At 60.1% G+C, this 22,094-nt stretch carries 21 protein-coding genes and 2 pseudogenes; 17 read left to right on the top strand and 6 right to left on the bottom strand.

The annotated features are described in order from the left end of the window. Positions 1–109 precede the first annotated feature (109 nt). The 10 genes and pseudogenes from SS05631_RS25815 to SS05631_RS25770 all read left to right on the top strand — a co-directional run. On the top strand, positions 110–847 hold the full coding sequence (locus tag SS05631_RS25815) for a GntR family transcriptional regulator (RefSeq protein ID WP_037415863.1): 738 nt from the start codon (positions 110–112) through the stop codon (positions 845–847). Continuing rightward, positions 847–1,668, top strand: coding sequence for a sugar phosphate isomerase/epimerase (locus SS05631_RS25810; RefSeq protein WP_037415866.1), 822 nt, complete (start codon positions 847–849; stop codon positions 1,666–1,668). Before SS05631_RS25815 ends, SS05631_RS25810 begins: the two co-directional genes overlap by 1 nt. Before the next feature lie 45 nt (positions 1,669–1,713). Continuing rightward, positions 1,714–2,382, top strand: coding sequence for an amino acid ABC transporter permease (locus SS05631_RS25805; protein WP_037415869.1), 669 nt, complete (start codon positions 1,714–1,716; stop codon positions 2,380–2,382). Between the two features lie 9 nt (positions 2,383–2,391). Continuing rightward, positions 2,392–3,042: an amino acid ABC transporter permease gene (locus SS05631_RS25800; RefSeq protein WP_037390103.1), complete on the top strand. Its 651-nt coding sequence runs from the start codon at positions 2,392–2,394 to the stop codon at positions 3,040–3,042. A 41-nt stretch (positions 3,043–3,083) separates the two neighbouring features. Continuing rightward, complete coding sequence (locus tag SS05631_RS25795) at positions 3,084–3,908, top strand: transporter substrate-binding domain-containing protein (protein ID WP_037415872.1); 825 nt, start codon at positions 3,084–3,086, stop codon at positions 3,906–3,908. A 7-nt stretch (positions 3,909–3,915) separates the two neighbouring features. After that, positions 3,916–4,689 (top strand): amino acid ABC transporter ATP-binding protein, encoded by a 774-nt coding sequence (locus SS05631_RS25790; protein WP_050988191.1) that lies wholly within the window; start codon positions 3,916–3,918, stop codon positions 4,687–4,689. Between the two features lie 18 nt (positions 4,690–4,707). Then, positions 4,708–5,568, top strand: a complete 861-nt coding sequence (locus tag SS05631_RS25785) for a shikimate dehydrogenase (protein ID WP_037415876.1) — start codon at positions 4,708–4,710, stop codon at positions 5,566–5,568. Between the two features lie 13 nt (positions 5,569–5,581). Then, positions 5,582–5,950 carry a 5-carboxymethyl-2-hydroxymuconate Delta-isomerase gene (locus tag SS05631_RS25780; protein WP_037415879.1) on the top strand — a complete coding sequence of 123 codons (369 nt, stop codon included), beginning with the start codon at positions 5,582–5,584 and terminating at the stop codon, positions 5,948–5,950. Between the two features lie 33 nt (positions 5,951–5,983). Beyond that, a complete protein-coding gene (gene aroQ, locus SS05631_RS25775; protein ID WP_026617243.1) occupies positions 5,984–6,433 on the top strand; it encodes a type II 3-dehydroquinate dehydratase in 450 nt (149 codons plus the stop codon). Positions 6,434–6,440: 7 nt separating this feature from the next. Next, positions 6,441–7,085: pseudogene (locus tag SS05631_RS25770) on the top strand (Gfo/Idh/MocA family oxidoreductase); the annotation flags it as partial. A 335-nt stretch (positions 7,086–7,420) separates the two neighbouring features. Here SS05631_RS25770 and SS05631_RS25765 read toward each other — a convergent pair. Then, positions 7,421–8,047, bottom strand: a complete 627-nt coding sequence (locus SS05631_RS25765; protein ID WP_050988192.1) for an NAD(P)/FAD-dependent oxidoreductase — start codon at positions 8,045–8,047, stop codon at positions 7,421–7,423. A 343-nt stretch (positions 8,048–8,390) separates the two neighbouring features. Further along, complete coding sequence (locus tag SS05631_RS25760) at positions 8,391–11,612, bottom strand: adenylate/guanylate cyclase domain-containing protein (protein ID WP_050988193.1); 3,222 nt, start codon at positions 11,610–11,612, stop codon at positions 8,391–8,393. Positions 11,613–11,890: 278 nt separating this feature from the next. Here SS05631_RS25760 and SS05631_RS25755 point away from each other — a divergent pair. Further along, positions 11,891–13,325 (top strand): annotated as a pseudogene (locus SS05631_RS25755) (IS1182 family transposase). A gap of 376 nt (positions 13,326–13,701) precedes the next feature. On the opposite strand, the gene SS05631_RS25750 reads toward SS05631_RS25755, so the two are convergent. The 4 genes from SS05631_RS25750 to SS05631_RS25735 all read right to left on the bottom strand — a co-directional run bounded on the left by SS05631_RS25750 (position 13,702) and on the right by SS05631_RS25735 (position 17,109). Continuing rightward, entirely contained in the window at positions 13,702–14,184 is a 483-nt protein-coding gene (locus SS05631_RS25750; protein ID WP_037416013.1) for a DUF302 domain-containing protein, read from the bottom strand. A 31-nt stretch (positions 14,185–14,215) separates the two neighbouring features. Then, complete coding sequence (locus SS05631_RS25745; RefSeq protein ID WP_037415887.1) at positions 14,216–15,487, bottom strand: MFS transporter; 1,272 nt, start codon at positions 15,485–15,487, stop codon at positions 14,216–14,218. 80 nt (positions 15,488–15,567) lie between these two features. Further along, on the bottom strand, positions 15,568–16,062 hold the full coding sequence (locus SS05631_RS25740; RefSeq protein WP_037415889.1) for a cupin domain-containing protein: 495 nt from the start codon (positions 16,060–16,062) through the stop codon (positions 15,568–15,570). Between the two features lie 111 nt (positions 16,063–16,173). After that, positions 16,174–17,109, bottom strand: coding sequence for a LysR family transcriptional regulator (locus tag SS05631_RS25735; RefSeq protein WP_037415892.1), 936 nt, complete (start codon positions 17,107–17,109; stop codon positions 16,174–16,176). Between the two features lie 170 nt (positions 17,110–17,279). On the opposite strand from SS05631_RS25735, the gene SS05631_RS25730 reads away from it, so the two are divergent. The 6 genes from SS05631_RS25730 (at position 17,280) to SS05631_RS25705 (ending at position 22,092) form a co-directional block, all read left to right on the top strand. Then, complete coding sequence (locus tag SS05631_RS25730; RefSeq protein WP_050988194.1) at positions 17,280–18,110, top strand: 3-hydroxybutyrate dehydrogenase; 831 nt, start codon at positions 17,280–17,282, stop codon at positions 18,108–18,110. A gap of 28 nt (positions 18,111–18,138) precedes the next feature. Next, entirely contained in the window at positions 18,139–19,221 is a 1,083-nt protein-coding gene (locus tag SS05631_RS25725) for a patatin-like phospholipase family protein (RefSeq protein ID WP_037415895.1), read from the top strand. 276 nt (positions 19,222–19,497) lie between these two features. After that, positions 19,498–19,767 carry a DUF2282 domain-containing protein gene (locus SS05631_RS25720; RefSeq protein WP_018237578.1) on the top strand — a complete coding sequence of 90 codons (270 nt, stop codon included), beginning with the start codon at positions 19,498–19,500 and terminating at the stop codon, positions 19,765–19,767. A 36-nt stretch (positions 19,768–19,803) separates the two neighbouring features. Then, positions 19,804–20,835, top strand: coding sequence for a DUF692 domain-containing protein (locus SS05631_RS25715; RefSeq protein ID WP_037415899.1), 1,032 nt, complete (start codon positions 19,804–19,806; stop codon positions 20,833–20,835). After that, the gene (locus tag SS05631_RS25710; RefSeq protein ID WP_037415902.1) at positions 20,822–21,622 is read left to right on the top strand and encodes a putative DNA-binding domain-containing protein; all 801 of its coding nucleotides are present in this window, start codon (positions 20,822–20,824) and stop codon (positions 21,620–21,622) included. The genes SS05631_RS25715 and SS05631_RS25710 overlap by 14 nt, the downstream gene beginning before the upstream one ends. After that, on the top strand, positions 21,619–22,092 hold the full coding sequence (locus tag SS05631_RS25705; RefSeq protein ID WP_037415906.1) for a DoxX family membrane protein: 474 nt from the start codon (positions 21,619–21,621) through the stop codon (positions 22,090–22,092). Before SS05631_RS25710 ends, SS05631_RS25705 begins: the two co-directional genes overlap by 4 nt. The last annotated feature ends 2 nt before the right edge of the window (positions 22,093–22,094 follow it).

The following is a 22,094-nucleotide window of genomic DNA, read 5'->3' as shown; positions in this document are numbered from 1 at the left end:
CGAGCTGAGGCTTAACTTTGTGTAGATTTCAGCGCTCTCAAGTTGACACGAATAATCGTTTATTGTATCGATCATCGACAATTAGTTCGGGGGAGCCTTGGGAGGAACAATGGTACCGGATGACGACGGCGCATTTGCTCCGACGACAGAAGATGCTCCATCGTCTTCTGGCTTTCTTGACGACGGCAAAAACACAATTGGGAGCCAGCTTGCATCCCGTCTTCGTGAGGCGATCATCTCCGGCGAGCTTCAGGCCGGCAGCAAGATCAATCTCGACAAGGCGCGCAAGACGTTCAACGTAAGCCTCAGTCCGCTGCGTGAAGGGTTGGCGCGGCTGATATCGGACGGTCTAGTGGAGTTCGAGGACAATCGCGGCTACCGCGTTTCATCAATTTCCTTGGCCAATCTGGAGGAGATCACCAGCCTGCGCGAAGAGTTTGAAGTCTTTGCGCTTCGCGAGTCCATGCGGCTCGGCGATGTGGAGTGGGAGGGCAACGTCATGCGCGCGCTGCATCGCCTTAACCGCACCGAGCGCGACGCGGCTCGGCCAGAGACACTGGAGCGCTGGGAAGAGCTCCACCGCGAATTTCATCTGACACTCATATCTGGCTGCGGGAAGCCGATCCTGCTCCATTTCTGCAGATTGCTTCTTAATCTCAACGACCGTTATCGCCGGGTGTTTCTGACCCGCACGTCGGGTGACCGCAACGTCAGCCAGGAGCACAGCGAGATCGCTCAGGGAGCCGTCGCGCGGGATCTGGACTATTCGTGCGATATGTTGCGTCAACATATTCACCGCACGGGAACCAATCTGCGCAATCACCTCGCGACAAAGGGGATCTTGTGATGCCCGTCGCGACGCCAAGACCGGGCCTTGAACTGGGCGTGGCGCATTTTTCATCCATCGCGCTGCCGCCCAAAGAATTCGCCGTGATGGCTTCTCGGGCGGGTTTTGCGTCGATAGGTCTGCGTCTGCACCCCGCCTTTCCCGGAGCCCCTTTCTACGAGTTGCCGGTGGGCAGCCAGAGTGCCCAGGAGTTCAAGTCAATTGCCGATGGCGAAGGCATCAAGGTATTCGATATCGAGTTCTTCGTAATCGATGAGAGCTTCGTTGCGGCCTCCCATGAGGCGACCGTCGCAGCCGCTGCGAACATAGGGGCGCGCCGGCTGAGTGTTTGCGGCGATGATCGAGACGGCGGCCGTCTTGCCACAAACCTTTCTGAGTTTTGCGCCCTCGCGGCGCGATACAGCATGTCAGTCGACATCGAAAACATGGGCTGGCGGACGGTAAGAACCTTTGGCGACAGTGTTGCGGTCGTGAATTCCTGTGGAGCAGAGAACGCCGGTGCCCTCGTTGATGGGATTCACTTCTTCCGAAACGGCGCTTCGATCGACGAGCTTCGCGGAAATGCAGGGAAGGTAAAACACGTCCAGCTTTGCGACGTCCGCGGGCCTGCTCCCAAAACATCGGACGCAATGATCGCCGAGGCGAGAAGCGGTAGGCTCGCTCCTGGAGAAGGCGAATTGCCGTTGAAGGACCTCTGGGCGGCAACCGAATACGGCGCTGCTATCTCGGTTGAAGTGCCACTCGTCGGGCCGGTGGACCCGGAGGCACATCTAAAACATCTGCATGACAGCGCACTGGGGATTTTGAAACCGGATCATTGATCCGGCGCCGACCGGCGTAGGCCGGTCGGAGGGAGGAAGTCTTACATGACTTATACGTTTGATTTCGGTGCGGTCCTCGACCGCGCCCCGGAATTGCTATGGGCCTCGCTTGGAACGCTTGGCCTTGCGTTGGCTGGGATGGTCCTCGCACTCGTCATCGGAATCCTGGGCGTTGTTGCAAGGACTTCCAAGAGCAAGATAACACGCACTCCCGTGATCGTCTTCGTCGAGGTCGTGCGTAATACGCCATTCCTCGTGCAGATCTTCTTCATATATTTTGCCCTTCCTCTCATGGGCATACGCCTCAATCCCACCGTCACTGCGATCATTGCCCTCGGGATCAATGGCGGGGCGTACGCAATCGAGATCATCCGAGGCGGGGTCGAGAGCGTGTCGCGCGGCCAGATCGAGGCAGGTTTCGCACTTGGTCTGCACAAGGCGGACGTCTTCCGGCTCATCGTGCTCAAGCCGGCGCTGCGGGCGATTTATCCCTCGCTCACAAGCCAGTTCATCATGCTGACACTGACAACGTCTGTCTGCACGTCAATCGCCGCCTACGAACTGACCTCGGCCGCTCAGCGCATTGAATCTGACACCTTCCGCAGCTTCGAAGTCTATTTCACGGTGACCGCAATCTACCTGGTTATTTCGACGCTGATGATGGGCCTCTTTGCCCTCATTTCTCGCCACTACTTCAACTACCCGACGCGATAGGAGGCAGCCATGGGTCCCATCGGCGAAAATGAATTCTTCTTTTTGATGCAGGGTTTGAAGTGGACCGTGTTGCTCGCGATCGTGGGCTTCATCGGTGGGGGTATATTCGGAATCCTGATAGCGCTGCTGCGCACCTCGAAGAAGAAGGTCTTCCGGACGATCACCGCAGGGTATATCGGCATCTTCCAGGGCACGCCCCTTCTGATGCAGCTCTTCGTTGTCTATTACGGCGTTGCGCTGTTGGGCATCGAGGTCAACGCGTGGATCGCGGTCGCAATCGCCTTCACGCTCCATGCCAGTGCTTTCCTGGGAGAGATCTGGCGCGGCTCCATCGAGGCTGTGCCGAAGGGCCAGACGGAAGCCGCCAACGCCCTCGGTCTGCATTATGTCTCGCGGATGAAAGACGTCATCCTGCCGCAGGCCCTGAAAATCTCGATGCCGGCCACGATCGGCTTCCTTGTCCAGCTCATCAAGGGCACGTCGCTAGCAGCAATCGTCGGCTTCATTGAACTGACTCGCGCCGGCCAGATCATTTCAAACCAGACCTATCGTCCGCTGCTCGTCTTCGGGATCGTCGCCGCAATCTACTTCATCATTTGCTGGCCCCTCTCCCATGCCGGAAGTGGCCTCGAAAAACGGATGGCGAAAGCCGCCCGCTAACCGCTTCGCTGGAAGCAAAACCCTGGGGGAGGAGCATACTTATGCATACCAATCGTCGGAATTTTCTCGGACTTGCACTGGCAACTGTTGCCTTCACAACCGTCGGCGCTGCCGCCGCCTCTGCGGCAACTGTAGAAGAAATCAAGGCAAAGGGCACGCTGGTCGTCGGCATCCAGGGCGACAACGCGCCTTGGGGTTTCGTCAATACGAGCGGCCAGCAGGACGGCTTCGACGCTGACGTCGCCAACCTTTTTGCAAAGGAGTTGGGCGTTAAGGTTCAATTCCAGCCGCTCGCCGTTGCCAACCGCATTCCGGCGCTAACGACCGGCAAAGTCGACATCCTGTTCGCAACGATGGCAATGACGGAAGAGCGAGCGAAATCAATTCAATACAGCAAGCCCTACGCCGCCAACACGATTTCGCTTTATGCGGCGAAATCCGACACGGTTACGAAGCCTGAAGACGTTGCGGGATGGGAGATCGGCGTTCCGAAGTCCAGTTCGCAGGATAAGGCAGTAACGGACGCCGTCGGATCCACCGCAACGGTTCGCCGGTTTGATGATGACGCCGCAACCATCCAGGCTTTGATCTCCGGACAGGTAAAGGCGGTTGGCGGCAACCAGTTCTATGGTCAGCGGCTGGATGCGGCGAGTGCCGGCACCTTTGAGCGCAAGATTAACTTTCTGACGACCTACAACGGAGTCGGGACCCGTCTCGGCGAGAAGGACTGGAACGAAGCCGTCAACGCCTTCATCGAGAAGATCAAGGCCAATGGTGAGCTTGCCGCCATCACCAAGAAGTGGATGGCGATCGAGCTGCCGCAGTTCCCGGAATCCATTCCGAACATCCCGTTCACCGTCAATTAAAGCCCAAATGGAGGGTTCCGTGCTTAATTCCGCAAACGATCAACCGACGCTGATTTCCCTTGAGGATGTGCAGAAGTGGTACGGCGCTTTCCATGCCTTGAAATCCATCAGTCTGTCGGTCCGCAAAGGCGAAAAAATCGTCCTCTGTGGGCCGTCAGGCTCCGGAAAATCGACGTTAATCCGCTGCATCAATGCCCTCGAAACGATCGAGGACGGCAAGATTGTCGTCGAGGGTCAGGTACTGGACGGAAGCACCAAATCCGTCGATGCGATACGGCGCGAAGTGGGAATGGTCTTCCAGAGCTTCAATCTCTTCCCGCACATGACCGTACTTCAGAACTGTACACTCGCCCCGATGCGTGTTCGAGGCACAAGCCACGCTGACGCAGAGCGACTGGCTCGAAAATATCTCGAGCGCGTTCGAATCCTTGACCAGGCTGAAAAGTATCCTGCGCAGCTATCCGGCGGGCAACAACAACGCGTTGCCATCGCTCGCGCGCTCTGCATGGAGCCGAAGGTCATGCTCTTCGACGAACCGACCTCTGCCCTCGATCCCGAAATGGTGAAGGAGGTGCTCGACACCATGATCGGCCTCGCCCGTGACGGCATGACGATGATCTGTGTCACTCATGAAATGGGCTTTGCCCGTCAGGTCGCTGACCGCGTCATCTTCATGGCCTCCGGAGAAATCGTCGAAGAGGCCGAACCGGAGGTCTTCTTCAAGTCTCCCAAGCACGAACGCACAAAAACCTTCCTCGGCGAAATCCTTGCCCACCACTGACGTCCGAAGGCGATACCAATGCGCGACAAGAAATTCCTCGTGGGACTGATCGGGGCCGACATTCAAATGTCGAAGTCCCCGGCTCTCCACGAAACGGAAGCTCGACATCAGGGCCTCGATTACCGCTACGAGCTTCTCGACCTGGCCGAGCGAGGCCTTCCTGCCTCGGCGTTGCCGGACCTCCTAGACGAGGAGGAGCGGCGCGGTTTTGCCGGGAGCAACATTACACATCCGTGCAAGCAGTCGGTGATCGCCCACCTCAATCGCCTTTCCGAGGATGCAGAGATGCTCGGTGCGGTCAACACCGTGGTGTTTCGTGACGGCGAGAGGATCGGCCACAACACTGATTGGTACGGTTTCTACGAGAATTTCCGGCGCGGCCTTCCGGACGTCGCGAAGTCGCATGCCGTCCTGCTTGGCGCCGGCGGCGCCGGTGTCGCCGTGGCGCATGCCGCAATGAAGCTCGGTATTGAGAGACTATCGATCTTCGACCAGGATTCAACACGGGCAGAAAACTTGGCTGGGCAGTTGAATGATCGGTTCTCAAGGGGTTGTGCGCGCGCCACGACGGATGTCGGCAGCGCCCTGGGCTCCGCGGACGGCCTTATCCACGCGACGCCCACGGGTATGAAGAGCCATCCTGGCTTGCCGATCGACCCAAAATGGCTTCTGCCACGGCATTGGGTCGCCGACATCGTCTATATGCCGCTCGTCACAGAGCTCCTTGCTCTCTCCGAAAGAAAAGGCTGCCGGACCCTTCGTGGCGGCGGCATGACCGTCTACCAGGCAGCAGCGGCTTTCGAATTGTTCACCGGGATAGCACCCGACGCAGAGCGCATGTCCCGTCACTTTATGGACGTGTGCCGCCTGTCGGCTTGATGGAGAGATCCCAATGCCGCATATCATCATCGATTATAGTCGGGGCGCAGGCGAGCACGTAGCCATGGACCGGCTCACGCTGACCGTGCATCGCTGCGTTCGCGACGGCGGCCTAGTGAAACCTTCCGCCGTGCGCACGCTTGCGCGGGAGGCGACATACTCCTGCGTGGGCGATGAGCAGGTCGATAGTCATTTCATCCAAATCATCGTGCGGATGGCACCGGGTCGTACTGCAGAGACCAAGCAGAAGCTCCTCACTGCCGTTCTCGACGCCGCGCGGACGATCGCCGCGCCTGCTCTCGAAGCAGGAAGGCTCGGCTTGCGCGCAGATCTCTACGAGTCGGACCCTGATTTTGCTGTTCAAGCAATCACGTTCGTCTGACCAGGACGACGTGCTCGAGAAGGACACTATGCTATGAGCCTGATCTACGTTCTCAATGGACCGAACCTCAACCTGCTTGGCAAACGCCAGCCGCACATCTACGGGCATGAAACGCTCGCAGACGTAGAGGCGGACTGCCGCAAACTGGCAGCCGAACTCGGTCATGAAATCCGCTTTCATCAGAGCAACCGGGAATACGAGATCATCGATTGGATTCATGAGGCGCGCGAGGACGGTGCGGGCATCGTCATCAATCCGGCAGCCTTTACCCATACCTCACTCGCCATCCTCGACGCTCTGAACACATTTGAAGGACCTGTGATCGAGATCCACATCTCCAATGTGCACAAGCGCGAAAGCTTCCGACACCATTCGTTCGTTTCGCACCGCGCGGACGGCGTGATCTGCGGCCTTGGAACAGAAGGATACCAGCTTGGCATCCGGCGCGCCGCGACAATGATCAAGGCGGCGAGCAAGAGCTGAGTTGACCATGACCCAACGGGTTAAGCTGGCCGTACTTGGCGCAGGCCTCATCGGTAAGCGCCATATTCAACACGTCCTGGCCGAGCCCTTGGCGCAACTCATTGCGGTGGTCGATCCCACGCCGGTTGGCGAGACTATTGCCAAGGAAGCCGGCGTGAAGTGGTTTACGAGCTTCGCGGACATGATTGCCGCAGACCGACCTGACGGGATAATCGTGGCTACGCCCAACCAGGCTCACGTCCAGAACGGGTTGGAAGCCGTTGAAGCCGGCGTTCCCGCACTCATCGAGAAACCTATCGCCGACGACATTATATCCGGGGAAAAGCTGATCGCAGCGGCTGAGGAAAAAGGTGTTCCTCTATTGACCGGCCATCATCGCCGACACAATCCGGTGACGCAGAAGGCAAAGGAAATCATCGAAAGCGGGAAGCTCGGCCGCGTTCTTGTTGTCAATGCGATGTTTTGGCTATTCAAGCCCGACGAGTACTTCGACATCTCGTGGCGTCGTGAGCGCGGTGCGTGGCCGGTTTTCCTCAATCTCATCCACGATGTCGATAATCTGCGCTACCTTTTCGGCGATGTGGCTGCGGTTCAGGCACGCGAGTCCAACGCGGTGCGCGGCAACGCAGTTGAGGAAACGGCTGTGATCCTGAGGATCGGGCAGACGCGGTTCAACCGTCTCGGCGGGATCGTCCTTGGCTGGGGGCGCATCGAGCCCGGCACGCTTGATGTATTCGTCGATCAGCCGCTTCGCGTTCGCGGAAACTTCGTCAGCAAACCGCATGTTGGTTTCGAGCTCGTCGCCGAAGATGAGGCTGCCCATTCTCCACGCCCCTGAAACGGCCAAGCAACACCACCCCTTGCGCGCCAAGCGATTGCAGGCTGATCGTGTGGGTCGCACCGACCAGCGCGCGGGCTGGAAGCTTACCGGAGGGGGGGACGAGTTCCTTGCGGGGGACATCGAGAAAGCCGGCCAGCGTCAGCCAATTAAGTATGTTGCCGCCGCGATAGTGCCGCACCCAACGGCCGTTGCGACTGGTGGAAGACCACGCGCCCAGCTAGTGCCAGATCCTCGGCGATCTGGCCGCCCGATCGTCCGCTGCCGACCACCAGCACCGCGCCATTCTCTAGATCGGCTGCGCTGCGATACGCCAAAGAATCTACCTGGTGAATGGTGATTGGCAAATCCGCTGACCCTGGTGGCCGGACCTGTTGATTTTGATCGCCGGTGGCGATCACCACATTGCGGGCGAGAAGCGCGCCGCCCGCCGTTGTGACGCGAAAGATCCCATTGTCTTTCGTCAGCTCCTTCACTGGGGTTTGGGTGCTTACCGGCAAGCAGTGTCGCTCGGCATAGCCTTCGAGATATGCCGCGAACTCGTGGTGGGTTATTGCGCCCCATGGATCGGGTCCCCCGTATGAGTCATCGGGTAAGATGGAGCGGATTGTCGGCGAGTTCAGTCGAAACGAGTCCCATCGCTGCGTTCGCCAGGTCTCGCCGATCCGGCCTCGATCGAGCACCTGATGATTGCAGCCCAGCCGTTTTAGAAAATAGCTGACGCCGAGACCCGCCGAGCCGGCGCCAACCACAATGGCATCGAGTACCTCGCTCATGCGCCCGCGCCCCCTGCCAAACTATAGGTCTATATCATCGTGTCCCTCGGCTTCTGGCAAGGCTACAGTTGCACATGAGAGGTCCGCGATGGGGTCGCTTTCCCCGTTCTCCCAAATTCGCAACAGGGTGGAAAATCGCCGTTCGGGGCGGTTCTACCGAACGGCTTGGTAGCGGACGAAATCGACGTTCAAGTGTTGTCTGTGGGTAACTTGCCGCGGCACGACGCGGCCTCCGCAATGAGTTCCAAGGAGCTTGCCGGGAAAGGCTCTGGCTCCATTAAGAAAAACGCGCATGAAGCCGACAGTACGGCTTACTGGCTTATTCAACCCAGCATTTGATTGCTTAGGACTGCTCCCCTTTGCCAGGTGTGGACATGGCTCGGAAGCGATGGTCCGCGACGCTCTCACGCGCTCGTGCGATCACCCGCTCTGCCCAGGCAAGGGGTTCTGCACGGGTATAATCCTCAAGCACTTTGGCATGGTGCTCCGCCGCGTCCCAATCGCCGCCCTTGATGCAGGCCTCGATGGCAGACCTCCTGAACTCCAGCTGGTTAAGCACGGCCGCTCCTCTCGCAAGTAGTCCCTCTGCCTCGCCGAGCGACGATGCCCGGACTTCCGGATCGTCCGTGATCAACGCCAGCTCGCCCAGAACGCGCGGCCCCGCGAAACCTATTCCTGTCTCGCGTGCGATTGCGAGCGCGTGTTTCACCTGATCAAGCGCGCCATCACTGTCGCCCGAAAGGCGCAACAGGCTGGCGTGTATATATAAGCTGAGAGCTTCGAATCGCCTTGCACCGACCGAGATCGCCAGATTCAAGGCTGCCTGCGTGTGATCGAGCGCTTTGCCATGTTGTTGCAGCTCGCGATAACAGAGGGCGGCGGCGTTTTGGGCAAGTATCTCCCCCCTTTTGTGGCCAATCTTTGCTGTCTCGGCTATAGCCAGCAAGGCGATCTCCAAAGCCGCCGCCGCGCTTCCTGAGTAGAATTGCGCCATGGCCGCCATCGGGCGGTTCGCCGCAGCAATCCTGGCGAACCCATGCTCTTGGGCGAGGCTCACACAGCGCTCAAACAGCTCGTAAGCAGACACCATTCTGACGCGTATGAACTGCGCGTCGGCGAGGCCGCCTAGCGCCATGGCTTCGAGCTCGACCGAGGCAGCCCTCTTCGCCAACTCCAGAGCCTGCTCGTGCTCGTGACTGCAGGCTTCGGCGTTGCCGCTCGGGAAATAGAGATTGCCGCGCAGAAAGTGAATGCGGGCCAGTTCCGCCGTGAATCCAAGCTGCGAAGCGGTGTTCTCTGCCTGCTCCAGGTCAGCGAAGGCTCCGTCCATGTCATCAATGGTGCGCCTCGCTCCTGCACGGCCGATCAGTACGCTGCAACGGGCCCGATCGTCGATCGCTGCCGTCAGTGCGAGGTCGTAGGCCGCCACCGCGTCCCGGACCCGGCCCAGTTGCTCCAGGATTTCGGCCCTTGATTGGGCTAGCTCGTACCGATCGACAGGGAGGGCGGCAATCTCGAGGCCCCGGTCTGAGAGGCGGAGCGCGTTTTCGTACCGATAGCTCCCGACCAGCAGCTGCACTGCCGACAGGTAGGCGGCGGCTGCCCTGGTGTCTTCGGCGCGATCGAGATGTTCCGCCCGCAAAACTGGATGGTCACTGGCTGCAAACCATTCGGCAGCCGCAAGATGGAGATCACGGCGCCGATTCCGAAGCAACGTCTCGTATACCGCATCCCGGATTAGCGCATGGCTGAACATGATCGCCTCGCCATGGTATCTGAGAAGACGGTGCTCGATCAGCTGGTTCGGCTGGTAATGTGGCTTACCTATGAGATACCGCAGGGCCCCAAGCTCGACCCTGAGGCCCAAGATGGAAGCAGCCTGGAGCGCGGTCCTGTCTGCAGGGTCAACACGGTCGACGCGAGCCTGCATCAAGCTCTGCACCGAACCGGGAACTTCTTGTGCGCCAAGACTCTGCTGCGTCTCGGCCAGGAGCTGCTCCAGAAACAGCGGATTGCCTGCTGCACGCGCGACGCAGCGTTCCACGAAGCTGCTACTGGCGGCCAGCAGTCCGCTCGCGAGTGCACGCGCGTCTTCGAGTTGCAGAGGTCCAAGGTCGAGCGTGACGAGGGAGGCTTCGGCAACCTCCTCACGCCACCCGGAACCAGAAGGGTCTCCCTCGACGCGCGACGTCATCGCGAGAATGGACCTGCTGCGGGCAGTCGCGAGTGCGATCTCCGAAAGCTGTGCCAGCGTTGTCTCATCGGCCCAATGAACATCCTCGACGATAATGAGAATCGGCCGGGCGCGGCTCGCACGCTGCACCAGACTGGCGGGAACCCTTATCCTGCCGGCTCGCCGAGCCTCGTTGTCCATAGCATCCACAAGTACTCGAAGGTCGGGCGGCTGCGGTAGGTCAAGGAGATCGTCCAGGAAAACGAGCTCGTCTTGGTTCACCAGTCCCGCGGCCAAGGCTGAATCGAGCCCGGCTTGGCTTGCTGCAGGTCCATCGGTCAAGTTGATGTTCAGAAGACTGCGCACCAGGGCGCCGATAGCATCACGGCCAGCGCCGCCCCCAAAGTCGAGCACGAGGGCGGCGTGGCAATCAAACCCGCCGTCGCGGGCGACGCGTTGGAACTCCTCGACTAGGCGGGTCTTGCCGATTCCGGCTTCGCCGCGAACGTAAAACACCTGACCTCTGCCTGACGCTCGGCACGATGCCACTGCCGCCCCGAATATCTGAAGCTCTGCCTGGCGGCCAACGAGAGGGCCTGCGTCAGTGGAAGCCTCCGTTCTGCATCGCACTACTTGCCACGCCCGTACAGGTTCTGCGAAGCCCTTCACGTTCAGCCAGCCCCCGTCCACGCAGTCTATCTTGCCGCGTGTCATCCTCATCACGGCATCGGAGATAAGGATGTCTCCGGGCGGCGCCGCGGCCGCGAGTCGGGAGGCGAGATTTACGGATTCGCCTGTCACAGTGTATTCGTGGTGGCTGACACTGCCAGTCGTGCTTGCGACGACCTGACCTCCGGCGACTCCAGCATGAATCTGGAGCCTCCGACCATGGACCTCGGCAAGTTCTGAAACAGCATCGCGTATCTCCAAGGCTGCATGGACTGCACGAACGGCGTCGTTGCCATAGGATATGGGTGCGCCGAAGACGCCCATCACGCAGTCACCGATGTGCTTGTTCAGGTAGCCGCCGTGAGCCACGACGATCGGATCCACACGCTCGAAGAAACCGCCCACAACCTTGTGCAGCTCTTCGGCATCGAGTTCGCGACTGAGGGCCGTAAATCCGGCTATATCTGCAAAGAGGACCGTCACCTGCCGACGCTCGCTCGCGGGGCTATGCACTGCCGGGGCGGGCCACCCGTCGTCGCCAGACGCATTCAATCTCCTGATTGCGTCAAGAAGCTTCTTTCGGTGCCCGAGCGCAGAAACGCCCAGGTTGCGCAAGTCCTGGTCTGTCAAGTCGCGCAGGACATCGCCATCGATTGCGTTGTCGTGAAACGAACCGACGTACTGCTCGAGCCCTAGTGAGCGCAACCAACTGACAACGTCCACCTGCCTGTCCTTTCAGGTTGAGGCGACATTTGCATTTTTCCCGACGTCTGAAAGCGAGCAAGCTCGCGCTCTCAAGACAACGCCCGGCTTGTCGCTCGCGAAGCTCCGTAAGTTAGCATTTTAGCATGGTCACGGAACGCCGAACAAAGGATGGTTGCGAGATCCGCTTTGCGGTGGAGTTGCGACGTTCTCTTTGCCCATCACCGGCGACCGCTACGGGTCCAGGCTGTGTGAAAACGCCGAACATGATAGCCTTTGACATGAGTCGAGGGGGATTCATGAAGCGGTATATCGAGGGTGCCGACAGGAGCCAGAGTACACTGCTTCCCGAGCAGTTGGATGACTGGGTGCATGAGGATAGCCCGGTTCGGGTGGTGGACGTCTTCGTTGATGAGCTCAATCTGGCCGATCTCGGTTTTGTACGCTGTGAGCCAAGCAATACCGGGCGCCCCGGTTATCATCTCTCGATCCTGCTCAAGCTCTACATCTAAGGCTATCTGAACCGAATCCAGTCGAGCCGACGTCTCGAACGCGAAGCTGGACGCAACATTGAGGTGATGTGGCTGGTTGGGCGTCTTGTGCCTGACCATAAGACCATCGCCGATTTTCGACGCGATAACGGTGGTGCCATCAAGAAGGTCTGTACCGGCTTTGTGCGGCTGTGCCGCGAGATAGGCCTTCTCGCCAAGCCGAGTGTTGCGATCGACGGCAGCAAGTTCAAGGCGGTCAACAACCGAGACCGGAACTTCACCAAGGGCAAGCTGGCGCGGCGCATGGCGCAGATCGAAGAGAGCGTTGCCCGCTATCTCCACCAGATGGACAGCGCCGACCGGCAGGAGCGCGACGACATTCATTCCGCCAAGATCGAGCGCCTGCAGGAGAAGGTTGAACGGCTTCGACAGGAGATGGTTCGGCTGAAGGAGATCGAAAAGGAGATGCTGGAAACGCCCGACCAGCAGGTATCGCTCACCGATCCCGATAGCCGGACAATGGCGACCAGCGGCCGAGGCTCGGGCATGGTCGGCTACAACACTCAGACCGCAGTCGACACCGAACATCACCTCATCGTTGCCCATGAGGTGACCAATGTCGGCAACCGGGCGCAACTTGCCAACATGGCCAAGGCCAGCAAGCAAGCCTTTGAGGCAGACCATCTCGAGGTCGTGGCTGACCGCGGTTACTTTAACAGCGAAGAGGTCCTCGCCTGCGTCGAGCAGAAGATCACGGTGACCATGCCCAAGCCCATGACGTCGGCCAATCGGATCAAGGGGCTTTTCGTCAAGCAGGACTTCCGGTATCTCAAGGACGAGGATGTCTATCTCTGCCCGGCGGCGAACGGTTGATCTATCGGTACACGCGAGAAGAGGCGGACCTGATGATCAGGCGCTACTGGTCGAGCAATTGTCCAAGCTGCGCCATGCGGTCCAAGTGCACGACCAGCAAGTGTGGCGCATTCAGCGTTGGGAGCAGGAGCATCACCTTGAGGCGATGCAGGCAAGGCTTGATGCTGATCCTGATAAGATGCGGCAACGCCGCGTGACCGCCGAGCACCCCTTCGGGACGATCAAATCATGGATGGGAGCCACGCACTTCCTCACCAAGCGGCTGCCGAACGTGCGCGCGGAAATGGCGCTGCACGTACTCGCCTATAACATGACCCGGGTCATGAACATCATCGGCTCCAAGGCACTGGTGGCGGCAATACAGGGGTAATAGCCTCGCCCATCACGATTGGATGAAACGCTCCCGTCAAACGCCGGCATAGAGGCCAATTCGGCATCTGGAGGGCGCTCGAAGGCAAAAACCGCCTACCATGACGCTTGAGCAACGCTCATATCCCACAATTGGCCATGGCATCAGCGTTTTTACACAGCCAGGGTCGAGAGCCGTTCTTCACTAGCCATGTGCACGCCGCGCGGATGTTCACGTTCGGGCTAAAAAGATCCCATATGCTTGACGGGAACACTTTCCAGCGACGCATTTCGGCAAGCGCGAATCGACGCTCAGATCGCAAGCTCAGTGCGGACCAATGCGGATCATGCGCTCGCCAACTCATTTCAGAGAGCTTAGGCGAGCGCTTAAAGGGTTACTATTTCTTCACGTCATCGGTAACGGCCCTGATCACCTCCGACGCCATGACGAATTCGTGTTTTCTGTTTGCAATACGATGGCGCTTGGCGATCCATTCGAAGTCGGTATAGGCAGCGTAGACGGATCCATCCTCTGCTTCGTAGACAAGAACGCGAACGGGCCAATCGAGACCCGCGAGAGGGTTGGCGGTGATGAATGTTGTGCCAAGCGCTGGATTGCCGAATGTCACCAGGCGCGACGGAAGTACCTTGTTGCCGGCGGCGTTGCCGAGCTTCGCCTGATCGATGACGCTGAACAGCGTGATGCCCTTTTCCTCGACGCTATGTTTGATCCGGTCTACCGTTTCGCCGACCGAATAGCGGCTTTTGACGGTGACAACCCCGTCGCTGTTCCCTGCCTGTGCTGTCGACGTTTGAGCCGACGCCGCGACCGCCGTGACAATCAGGGCGGCCGACCGTATTCCATTGCTGATCGTGATCATCTGAAACTCCTCTGTGTTGCCAAGCGGCATGTCAAGGATGCGTGCGGCCGCTGGATTTTGGTAATGCCGTCTCGTGTCCGTTTCGATAATCGGATTTTATGGTTTGTGGCTCGGTTCGCAGAGGAAGCGTCATCAGGATGGCGATCACGAGTGTCAACACCAACGCCAGCACGCAAAAGCTCCATCCAAGATGATCGTAGATCTGGCCGACCACCAGGCTGCCGAACAGGCCTCCCGTATAGTAGGAGGCGAGATAGGCTCCGCTCGCGGCCGCCTTTTCGATGTCGGCGATGTGGCCCACCTGGCCTGTGACCAGAGCCTGGGCGAGAAAAGTGCCGACGGCGATTAGCGCGAGACCGGAGAGCACCACGGCAAGGCCGCTGCTCAACAAGGCGATGAGACCGAGGATCGCGACAAAGAGGGTGAGCGTGATCGCCGGTGCGGCTCCAAGGCGGCGCGAAATCACCCCGCCCAGTGGCGTCGTAAACAGTGACGGCAGGAAGACGAAATAGACGAGCCCGAGCTGCATGGGCGAAAGACCCAGCTCAACGAGCCGGAAATTCACGTAGGTGTAGGTCCCAATGAACACGAAGAGGATCAGAAAGCCGACAGCAAGCATGCTCTGCAGCCCCCGGTTGCCAAGCACGCAGCGCCAGCTCCCGTTGATGCTGCGCATCTGTCGGTTCGGCATTATGTGTTCCGTGCGCTTCAATGTGGTCCAGACCAACGCCGCACCCGCCAGATTGAGGACGGCGAAGGTCAGGAAGTTGATCGACAGACCGCCGGTATCAGCCACCCAAGCCGACAGGGTGCGGCCGAAGAGATTGCTTGCGACGTTGCCGGTGATATAGGCGGCGAGCGCACCCGTTGCTCGGTCGGCCGGATAGTGTTCCGCGAGATAAGCCATGGTGAGTGTGAATGCTGTGGCCATGCACAGGCCCTGCGCCACGCGAAGGCCGGCGAAAAGCATTATGTCTTGGGTGACAGCGAGCAGCGCCGTCGGCAGGACAAGCAAGGTCAGGCTGATCGAAATCCCGTTGCGCCGGTCGAGCGAGCGTCCGAATATGCCGACCGCCAGGCCAGCGACCGCCATGCCCAAGGTGCTGGCGTTGACCGCGAGGCCCATCGTGGCACGGCTGACCGCGAACTGTCTCTGTAGCGACGGCAAAATCGCCTGGGCAGCGAAAAGATCGACGAGCGTCAGAGATGCGATGAGTGAAATGATGCCGAAGTGCAAGCGTTCTGCCGCCGGGGTCGTCCGAATGGAGACGGGCGCAGGCGCGGCGCGATCGAGATTCGTCATCGCCTTTTCTCCTGGAGCGGAGACGTTTCCCGCCGGTGGCCGGAAACGTCCGAGTTAGGGAAGTTGTGCTGTCGCCGTGCTCACATGGTGTCGGCGTTGTCTGCCATCGGCGGCAGGATATCGGCGGAGTAGAGCACGGCCGGCTCTTTGCCGTTGTTCTTCCACCAATGGGCAAGATCGCCGAACTCTGCGGTAACCTCGCCCGCCTTGTGCTCGATCGGCACCTTGCAGCTGCTGCGGTATTCGGTGATGGTGCCTTCAAGAATCAGGATATTGGCAGGGCGCGCATCATGCGCATGCCACGGAACGACGCCACCCGGCTGCACAACCAGTTTTCGCAGCCTGAGCGCATTGCCTTTCCAGTCGCCGCCCTTCGACGAAAGATCGATGGAGGCGAGGACTTCGTCGGTAACACCTTCCGGCGTAGTCGCGCCCGGCGCCATCGCATCCGCCGCTACTTGATCCTTAGGGCATTCGCCCGCCATGGCCGACGGCGACGCGAGTGCGCTTACAAAGAGGCCGAGCGCCCCGGCGACGACCAACGAGGGGCGTCCTGCAATGGATTTCTGGGTCATGTCCGTTTCTCCTTTATGGTCCGGCCGGAGACATTCCGCCGGCATGAGGAGATTGCGGGACATTCAGGCGACAAAGAAATGCCGCCTGCTTTTGAATTCCATAGCTTAGAGCTATTGCGCAAGAGGTGAGGTATCGGCGGCCGACCGGCGCATGTCTATGCCGGAATGCGGTGTGGCCCAGCCGTAGGATTTGACGGCTGCGACGAAGGTGGCAACGGCCGGCGAGAACCGACGACCCGCGACGGTCACGAGGCAGACCTCCCGACTAACCTCCGGCTCGGTTACGGGGCGGACCTGGAGGCCAGGAATGACGGCACTGTACTCGGGAATGAAGCAGATTCCGAGGCCACCGGCCACCATGTTCTGAATCCAGTCCTCCCGCTCGCTCGAATAGGAGATGCGCGTCTTCACGCCAGAGGACTCGCATAGGTCCGTCAAATAATCCCAATATTCGCAGTTCACGCGCCTTAGGTAAATTTCACCATCTATCGCGGTGATGGGAACGGCCTGGTATTGGCAGAGACGGTGACCGGCGGGAAAGGCAAGCATGAATCTTTCACGAAACAGCGGCGTCACGTCGAAGCGTTCGGGAAAGCGGTCGCTGCTCGCCATGATAGCGACATCGATCTCTCCCTCTTCAAGCAGCTCTGAAAGCCTGGACGGCACGCCTTCGACGAGCTGAAGCTGGATGCCTCGGTGGCGCATGTTGAAGTCGGTCAGGAGACCGGTGAACCGACGCGGCCCGATTGTGCACATGATGCCGACCTTCACATGCGCATCCTCAAGGCACAGGAAGCGCGACGCCTCCTGCCTAACGCCGGATAGTTCGTCGAGTATTGATTGGAATCGTGGTCGAAGTAGGTTTCCGAGATCCGTAAGGTGGGTCAGGTTCCGTTCCCGCCGAAACAAGAGCCCACCGACCTCGTCTTCGAGCTGTTGAATTGCCCGGCTGAGTGCTGGCTGGGTCACGTTGGACTTTTCTGCCGCCCGCGTGAAGTTCCGCGTCTCGCAGACTGCTAGGAAATACCGCACGTGGTGAATATCCATGCCCGCCCCCGCAAGGTTTTGTCGAGGCGGCCAACTTCCTACGCGCGTGGCGCCTGCACCAATGCAATTCACCTATCGATTTCATAGCACAGTAGCATTTCAGTTGGAATGAGTATGGCGGCATCCTCTACTCGAAAAGGCTCTTCGGCCGAGACGTGAGGAGACGTTACATGCTCAAGGCAACTGACGCAGAGATCGATTCAATGTTCGGGCGCAGGACGCTCGAGGGCCGCAGTGCCATCGTGACCGGTTCAACAAGTGGTATCGGTCTCGGCATCGCACAGGCAATGGCAAGGGCGGGTGCCGCGGTGATGCTCAACGGTTTCGGCAACCCGGCCGAGATCGAGGGACAACGAGCTGCGATGGCGGACGAAAACGACGTCGACGTCGCGTTCGACAGCGCGGACATGTCGAGCCCCGAGGCGATCCGAATGATGGTGGCGCGCGCCGTCGCGCGCTTCGGCCAGGTCGACATCGTCGTCAACAATGCCGGCATCCAGCATGTCGCACCGATTGCCGAATTTCCGGCCGCCAAGTGGGACGCGATCATGGCGGTCAACCTCTCCGCCGCGTTCCATCTCGTTCAGGCGACCTATGGCCAAATGCAGTCCCGCGGGTATGGACGCATCATCAACGTCGCCTCGGCTCATGGACTCGTCGCATCTCCGTTCAAATCGGCTTACGTGGCGGCCAAGCACGGCCTCGTCGGTCTGACGAAGGTCTTAGCTCTGGAGGGCGCCGAGTTCGGCATAACGGCGAATGCGATCTGCCCTGGCTATGTGTGGACGCCGCTCGTTGAACAGCAGATCGACGACCAGGCAAAGTCCCACGGCATCGCGCGCGATGCCGTCATCCGCGATGTGTTCCTGAAGAACCAGCCGACCAAGCGCTTCGCGACCGTCGAGGAGATGGGGGCGCTGAGCGTCTTTCTGTGCACCAGTGCCGCAGCCTCCATAACCGGGGCGGCGATCCCCGTCGATGGCGGATGGACAGCGCATTGATTGCCCGTGGCAAAAAAGGAGGAGAGCCATGAACAAGCACGCCAACGTGAAGTTGCCGGCGTCTCACGACCATGAAAGGGCGTCCGTGGACGTCCGTCCACCACGAACGATAAACTTGGCGCTTCAGGGCGGCGGTGCGCATGGCGCATTCACCTGGGGCGTCCTCGACCGGCTGCTCGACGAGGCGAACCTTTCCTTCGAAGGCATCGTTGCGACCAGTGCCGGCGCGATGAACGCCGCCGTCCTGGCCTATGGGCTTGCGGAGGGTGGACGCAGCGGCGCGCAAAGGGCTCTCGCCAATTTCTGGCGTCGCATCAGCCATGCGGCAGCCTTCAGTCCTCTGCAGCCGAGTTTGCTCGACCGCCTGACCGGGGCGAAATCCTTGGAGTATTCGCCCGCCTTCGTCGTCTTCGACATGGTGACTCGGCTGCTATCGCCCTACCAGTTCAACCCATTGAACTACAATCCGCTGCGCCAGGTTCTGGAACAGTCGATCGATCTCGATGCGATCCGCATGTCCCGTTGTCCCGTGAAGCTGAACATCTGCGCCACCAACGTGCGCTCCGGCAAGGTGAAGGTTTTTTCCAATGACGAGATCTCGATCGATGCGGTGATGGCATCCGCCTGTCTGCCGTTCCTCTTCCAGGCCGTCGAGATCGATGGCGAGGCCTATTGGGATGGTGGCTACATGGGGAACCCGGCAATTTTCCCTTTGATCTACGGCTGCGATACTCCGGATGTGCTGGTGGTGCACATCAATCCCCTCGAGCGAACGGAACTGCCGCGGACTGCGGCTGAAATCCTGAACAGGATCAACGAAATCAGCTTCAATTCGTCGCTGCTCAGGGAGATGCGAGCAATCGCTTTCGTGACGCAACTGATCGATTCCGAGACGGGTAATTCCCTCGGGCTCAAGCGGATATTCGTGCACGGCATCTCCGACGACGAGACAATGAGAAACCTCAGCGTCTCAAGCAAGCTGAATGCCGAGTGGGGAGCCCTCGTGGACCTCCGTGACCGCGGTCGACAATGCGCGGAGGACTGGCTGATGGCGAACTATGACGCGCTAGGGAAGCGTTCGAGCGTCGATATCAGTACGCGTTACCTCTAGGCGGTTCGACGCTTCCCGACCAATCAGGCGCGTCGCCACCGGTCGAGCGCACCTCCCTTGCCATCTCCCTCCCGCGGCAGCCCTGCCTCCCGATACGGCCCGATAGGCCCGATCCGGGGGGCTTTTTTCGTCTCAGGTGCGCCCGTCACCGGCGGATATTTTCGGCCTATCGAAACCATGCCTGAACAGCATTTCAAAGAGCTCGAGCGGTCTGCGAAGCTTATCGGTATCAGGCCGATACCCGGTTTGAACAACGTCAGATCAAGGAGATGTTCAATGATCAACACTCGTACGCTCATCAGTTCCGCGCTTGCCGCGATCGCCTCCGTCTCCGCGTCGACCGCATCGGCAGGACCGGCCGCCCAGCCGGAGTTCTCGTTCGAGAAATGCTACGGGATCGTCAAGGCCGGGCAGAACGACTGCCAGACAGCCACGCATTCCTGCGCGGGCACCTCGACGATGGACGACCAGGCGGACGCCTGGATCTACGTGCCTGCCGGCACCTGCGGAAAGATCGCCGGCGGCAGCAACGCCCCCAAGGCCTGACGGCCTCCGGAAAACAAGCAAAAAGGGAGTAGACCGATGCCCAAGACGTTTCCCACCCACCCGGTGCCGTGCGCTGCGGGCATCGGCCTCCGTTCGATACACATTGCCGAGGTGCTTTCCCGCAGGCCTGCTGCGGGTTGGCTGGAAGTCCATGCCGAAAACTACATGGGCCAATCAGCGGCCGTGGATGCGCTCGAGAAGCTGCGCGAGGTTTATCCGCTTTCGGTGCACGGCGTCGGACTGTCGCTCGGCAGCGCCTCGGGTCTCGACCGAGCTCATCTGGAGCGGCTGCGTCTCGTCTGTGAGCGCTTCCAGCCGGCGATCGTCTCGGAGCACCTTGCTTGGAGCGTCGCCGACGGCGCCTACCTCAACGACCTCCTGCCGCTCCGTTACGATGACGAGGCGCTCGCCATCGTTTCCGGGAACATCGGCCGGCTGCAGGACACGCTCAAGCGTCAGGTGTTCATCGAAAACCTTTCGGCCTACCTGGCCTTTGCAGAATCGAGCATGACCGAGGCCGAGTTCCTGAGCGAGCTCGTCAACCGGACGGGTTGCGGCTTGCTGCTGGACGTCAACAACGTGCATGTCTCCGCAAGCAACCTCGATTTCGATGCATTGGAGTTTATCGACGCCCTGCCTGCCGAAGCGATCGGTGAAATTCACCTTGCCGGCCACGCCGTCAACGAGGTCGACGGCGACGTCATTCTCATCGACGACCATGGGTCGCGCGTGCCGCCGGCCGTCTGGTCGCTCTATGCCCACGCTCTCCGCAGGATCGGCCCGCGACCGACACTGATCGAATGGGACACGGATGTGCCGCCGCTCGAGGTCCTATTGGGCGAAGCCATGTGGGCAGACATGCTCGCCCGCAGTATCGCCTTCGGCGAGCGCCCGGAGGAGCTGCCGGTCGCCGTGCCGGACAGCCGTTTCGAGACAATGACGCTACCCCGCCGCGACAACGCCAGTGGCATCCGTTTCCCGGCGCTCGCTGCCATAGCAGCAGTTAGAGCCGCTTGCGGCAAGTGCCCAACGGACCATTGCAGGAGGGACGGCCATGTCCTCCATTGAAGCCTTGCAGAGCGTCGTCGCGCGTGCGGTTCTGACGACCGGTCCCGCCGATATCCTGCCGCTCCTCGAGCGGGGTCGTTTCGATCCCACAAGGCGGCCCAATATCTACCGCAACAATACGTTGGTCTCGCTCACGACGACGTTGAAGGCCGTGTTTCCCGTGACGGTGCGGCTGCTCGACGAGCGCTACTTCACTTACCTAGCCGGCTGCTTCATCCGGAACAGCCCGCCACAAGAGCCGCGCCTTTCGCGTTACGGCGCAGGATTTGCGCCATTCCTCGCGCGCTTCGAGGGAACCGCCGATATGCCGTTCGTTTCCGAGGTGGCGCGTTTGGAGTGGAAGGTCGCCGAAGCGCTCGACGCGCCGTTGGAGCGGCCAAGCACACTCATCGAGCTCTACGAAGGGCTTTCGAGCGGGTCCTTCGCGCTTTTCCTACAGCCCTCGTTGCGACTTGTTCTCTGCCGCTGGCCCGCCCTCACCATATGGGCGGCGCACCAGCAGGGAGGCAATCCCGACAAACTCGCCCATCTCGAACGCGAGCCGGAACGCATTGCGCTGTGGAGACGTGCCGACACCGTTCGCTTCCTGCGCCTCGACGCCGCGGAGTTTGCGTTCTGGCACATGTTGATGCGGGGCAGCGGAATCGAGGCTGCGGTCGCTCGCGCCTGCCGCCATTCGCCTGAGTTCGATATTGCCCGCGCGCTGACGGGCCTTTTCGTCAGCGAACTCGTCATCGGCATCCATCGCATGAAGCGGTCTTCCAACCAACAGGAGAGAGTGTCATGACCACAATGCGCGCAACACCCGTCAGTATTTCCAAAACGATATACAGGCTTCACGACACTGTGGTGGCGTTGGCGACCGCCCTGCCGCTATCGATCGTGCAACTCGCATCCCGCGCGGCGATCGCAGAGATTTTCTGGCAATCCGCTCAGACGAAGCTTGCATCCTGGCCGATAACGCTCCAGCTATTCGCCTTCGAATATCGCGTGCCGCTGCTCGATCCCGGATTGGCCGCCCTTATGGCAACAGCGGCGGAACTCAGTGGCGCGGCGATGCTCGCCCTGGGACTGCTCGCGCGGCTCGCGTCGCTGATGCTGCTCGGCGTCGTCGCCACCATCCAGATCTTCGTCTACCCGGATCATTGGGTCGAGCATCTGATGTGGACGAGCCTGCTTCTGCTCATCCTATCGCGCGGCGCCGGCGTCATTTCCGTCGATCATCTGGTCGCCCGACGCATCCGTGCCGGAGGCTGAGC

Source organism: Sinorhizobium sp. CCBAU 05631 (assembly GCF_002288505.1).
Taxonomy (GTDB): Bacteria; Pseudomonadota; Alphaproteobacteria; order Rhizobiales; family Rhizobiaceae; genus Sinorhizobium; species Sinorhizobium fredii_C.
This window is presented reverse-complemented; position numbering and strand designations above follow the sequence as displayed.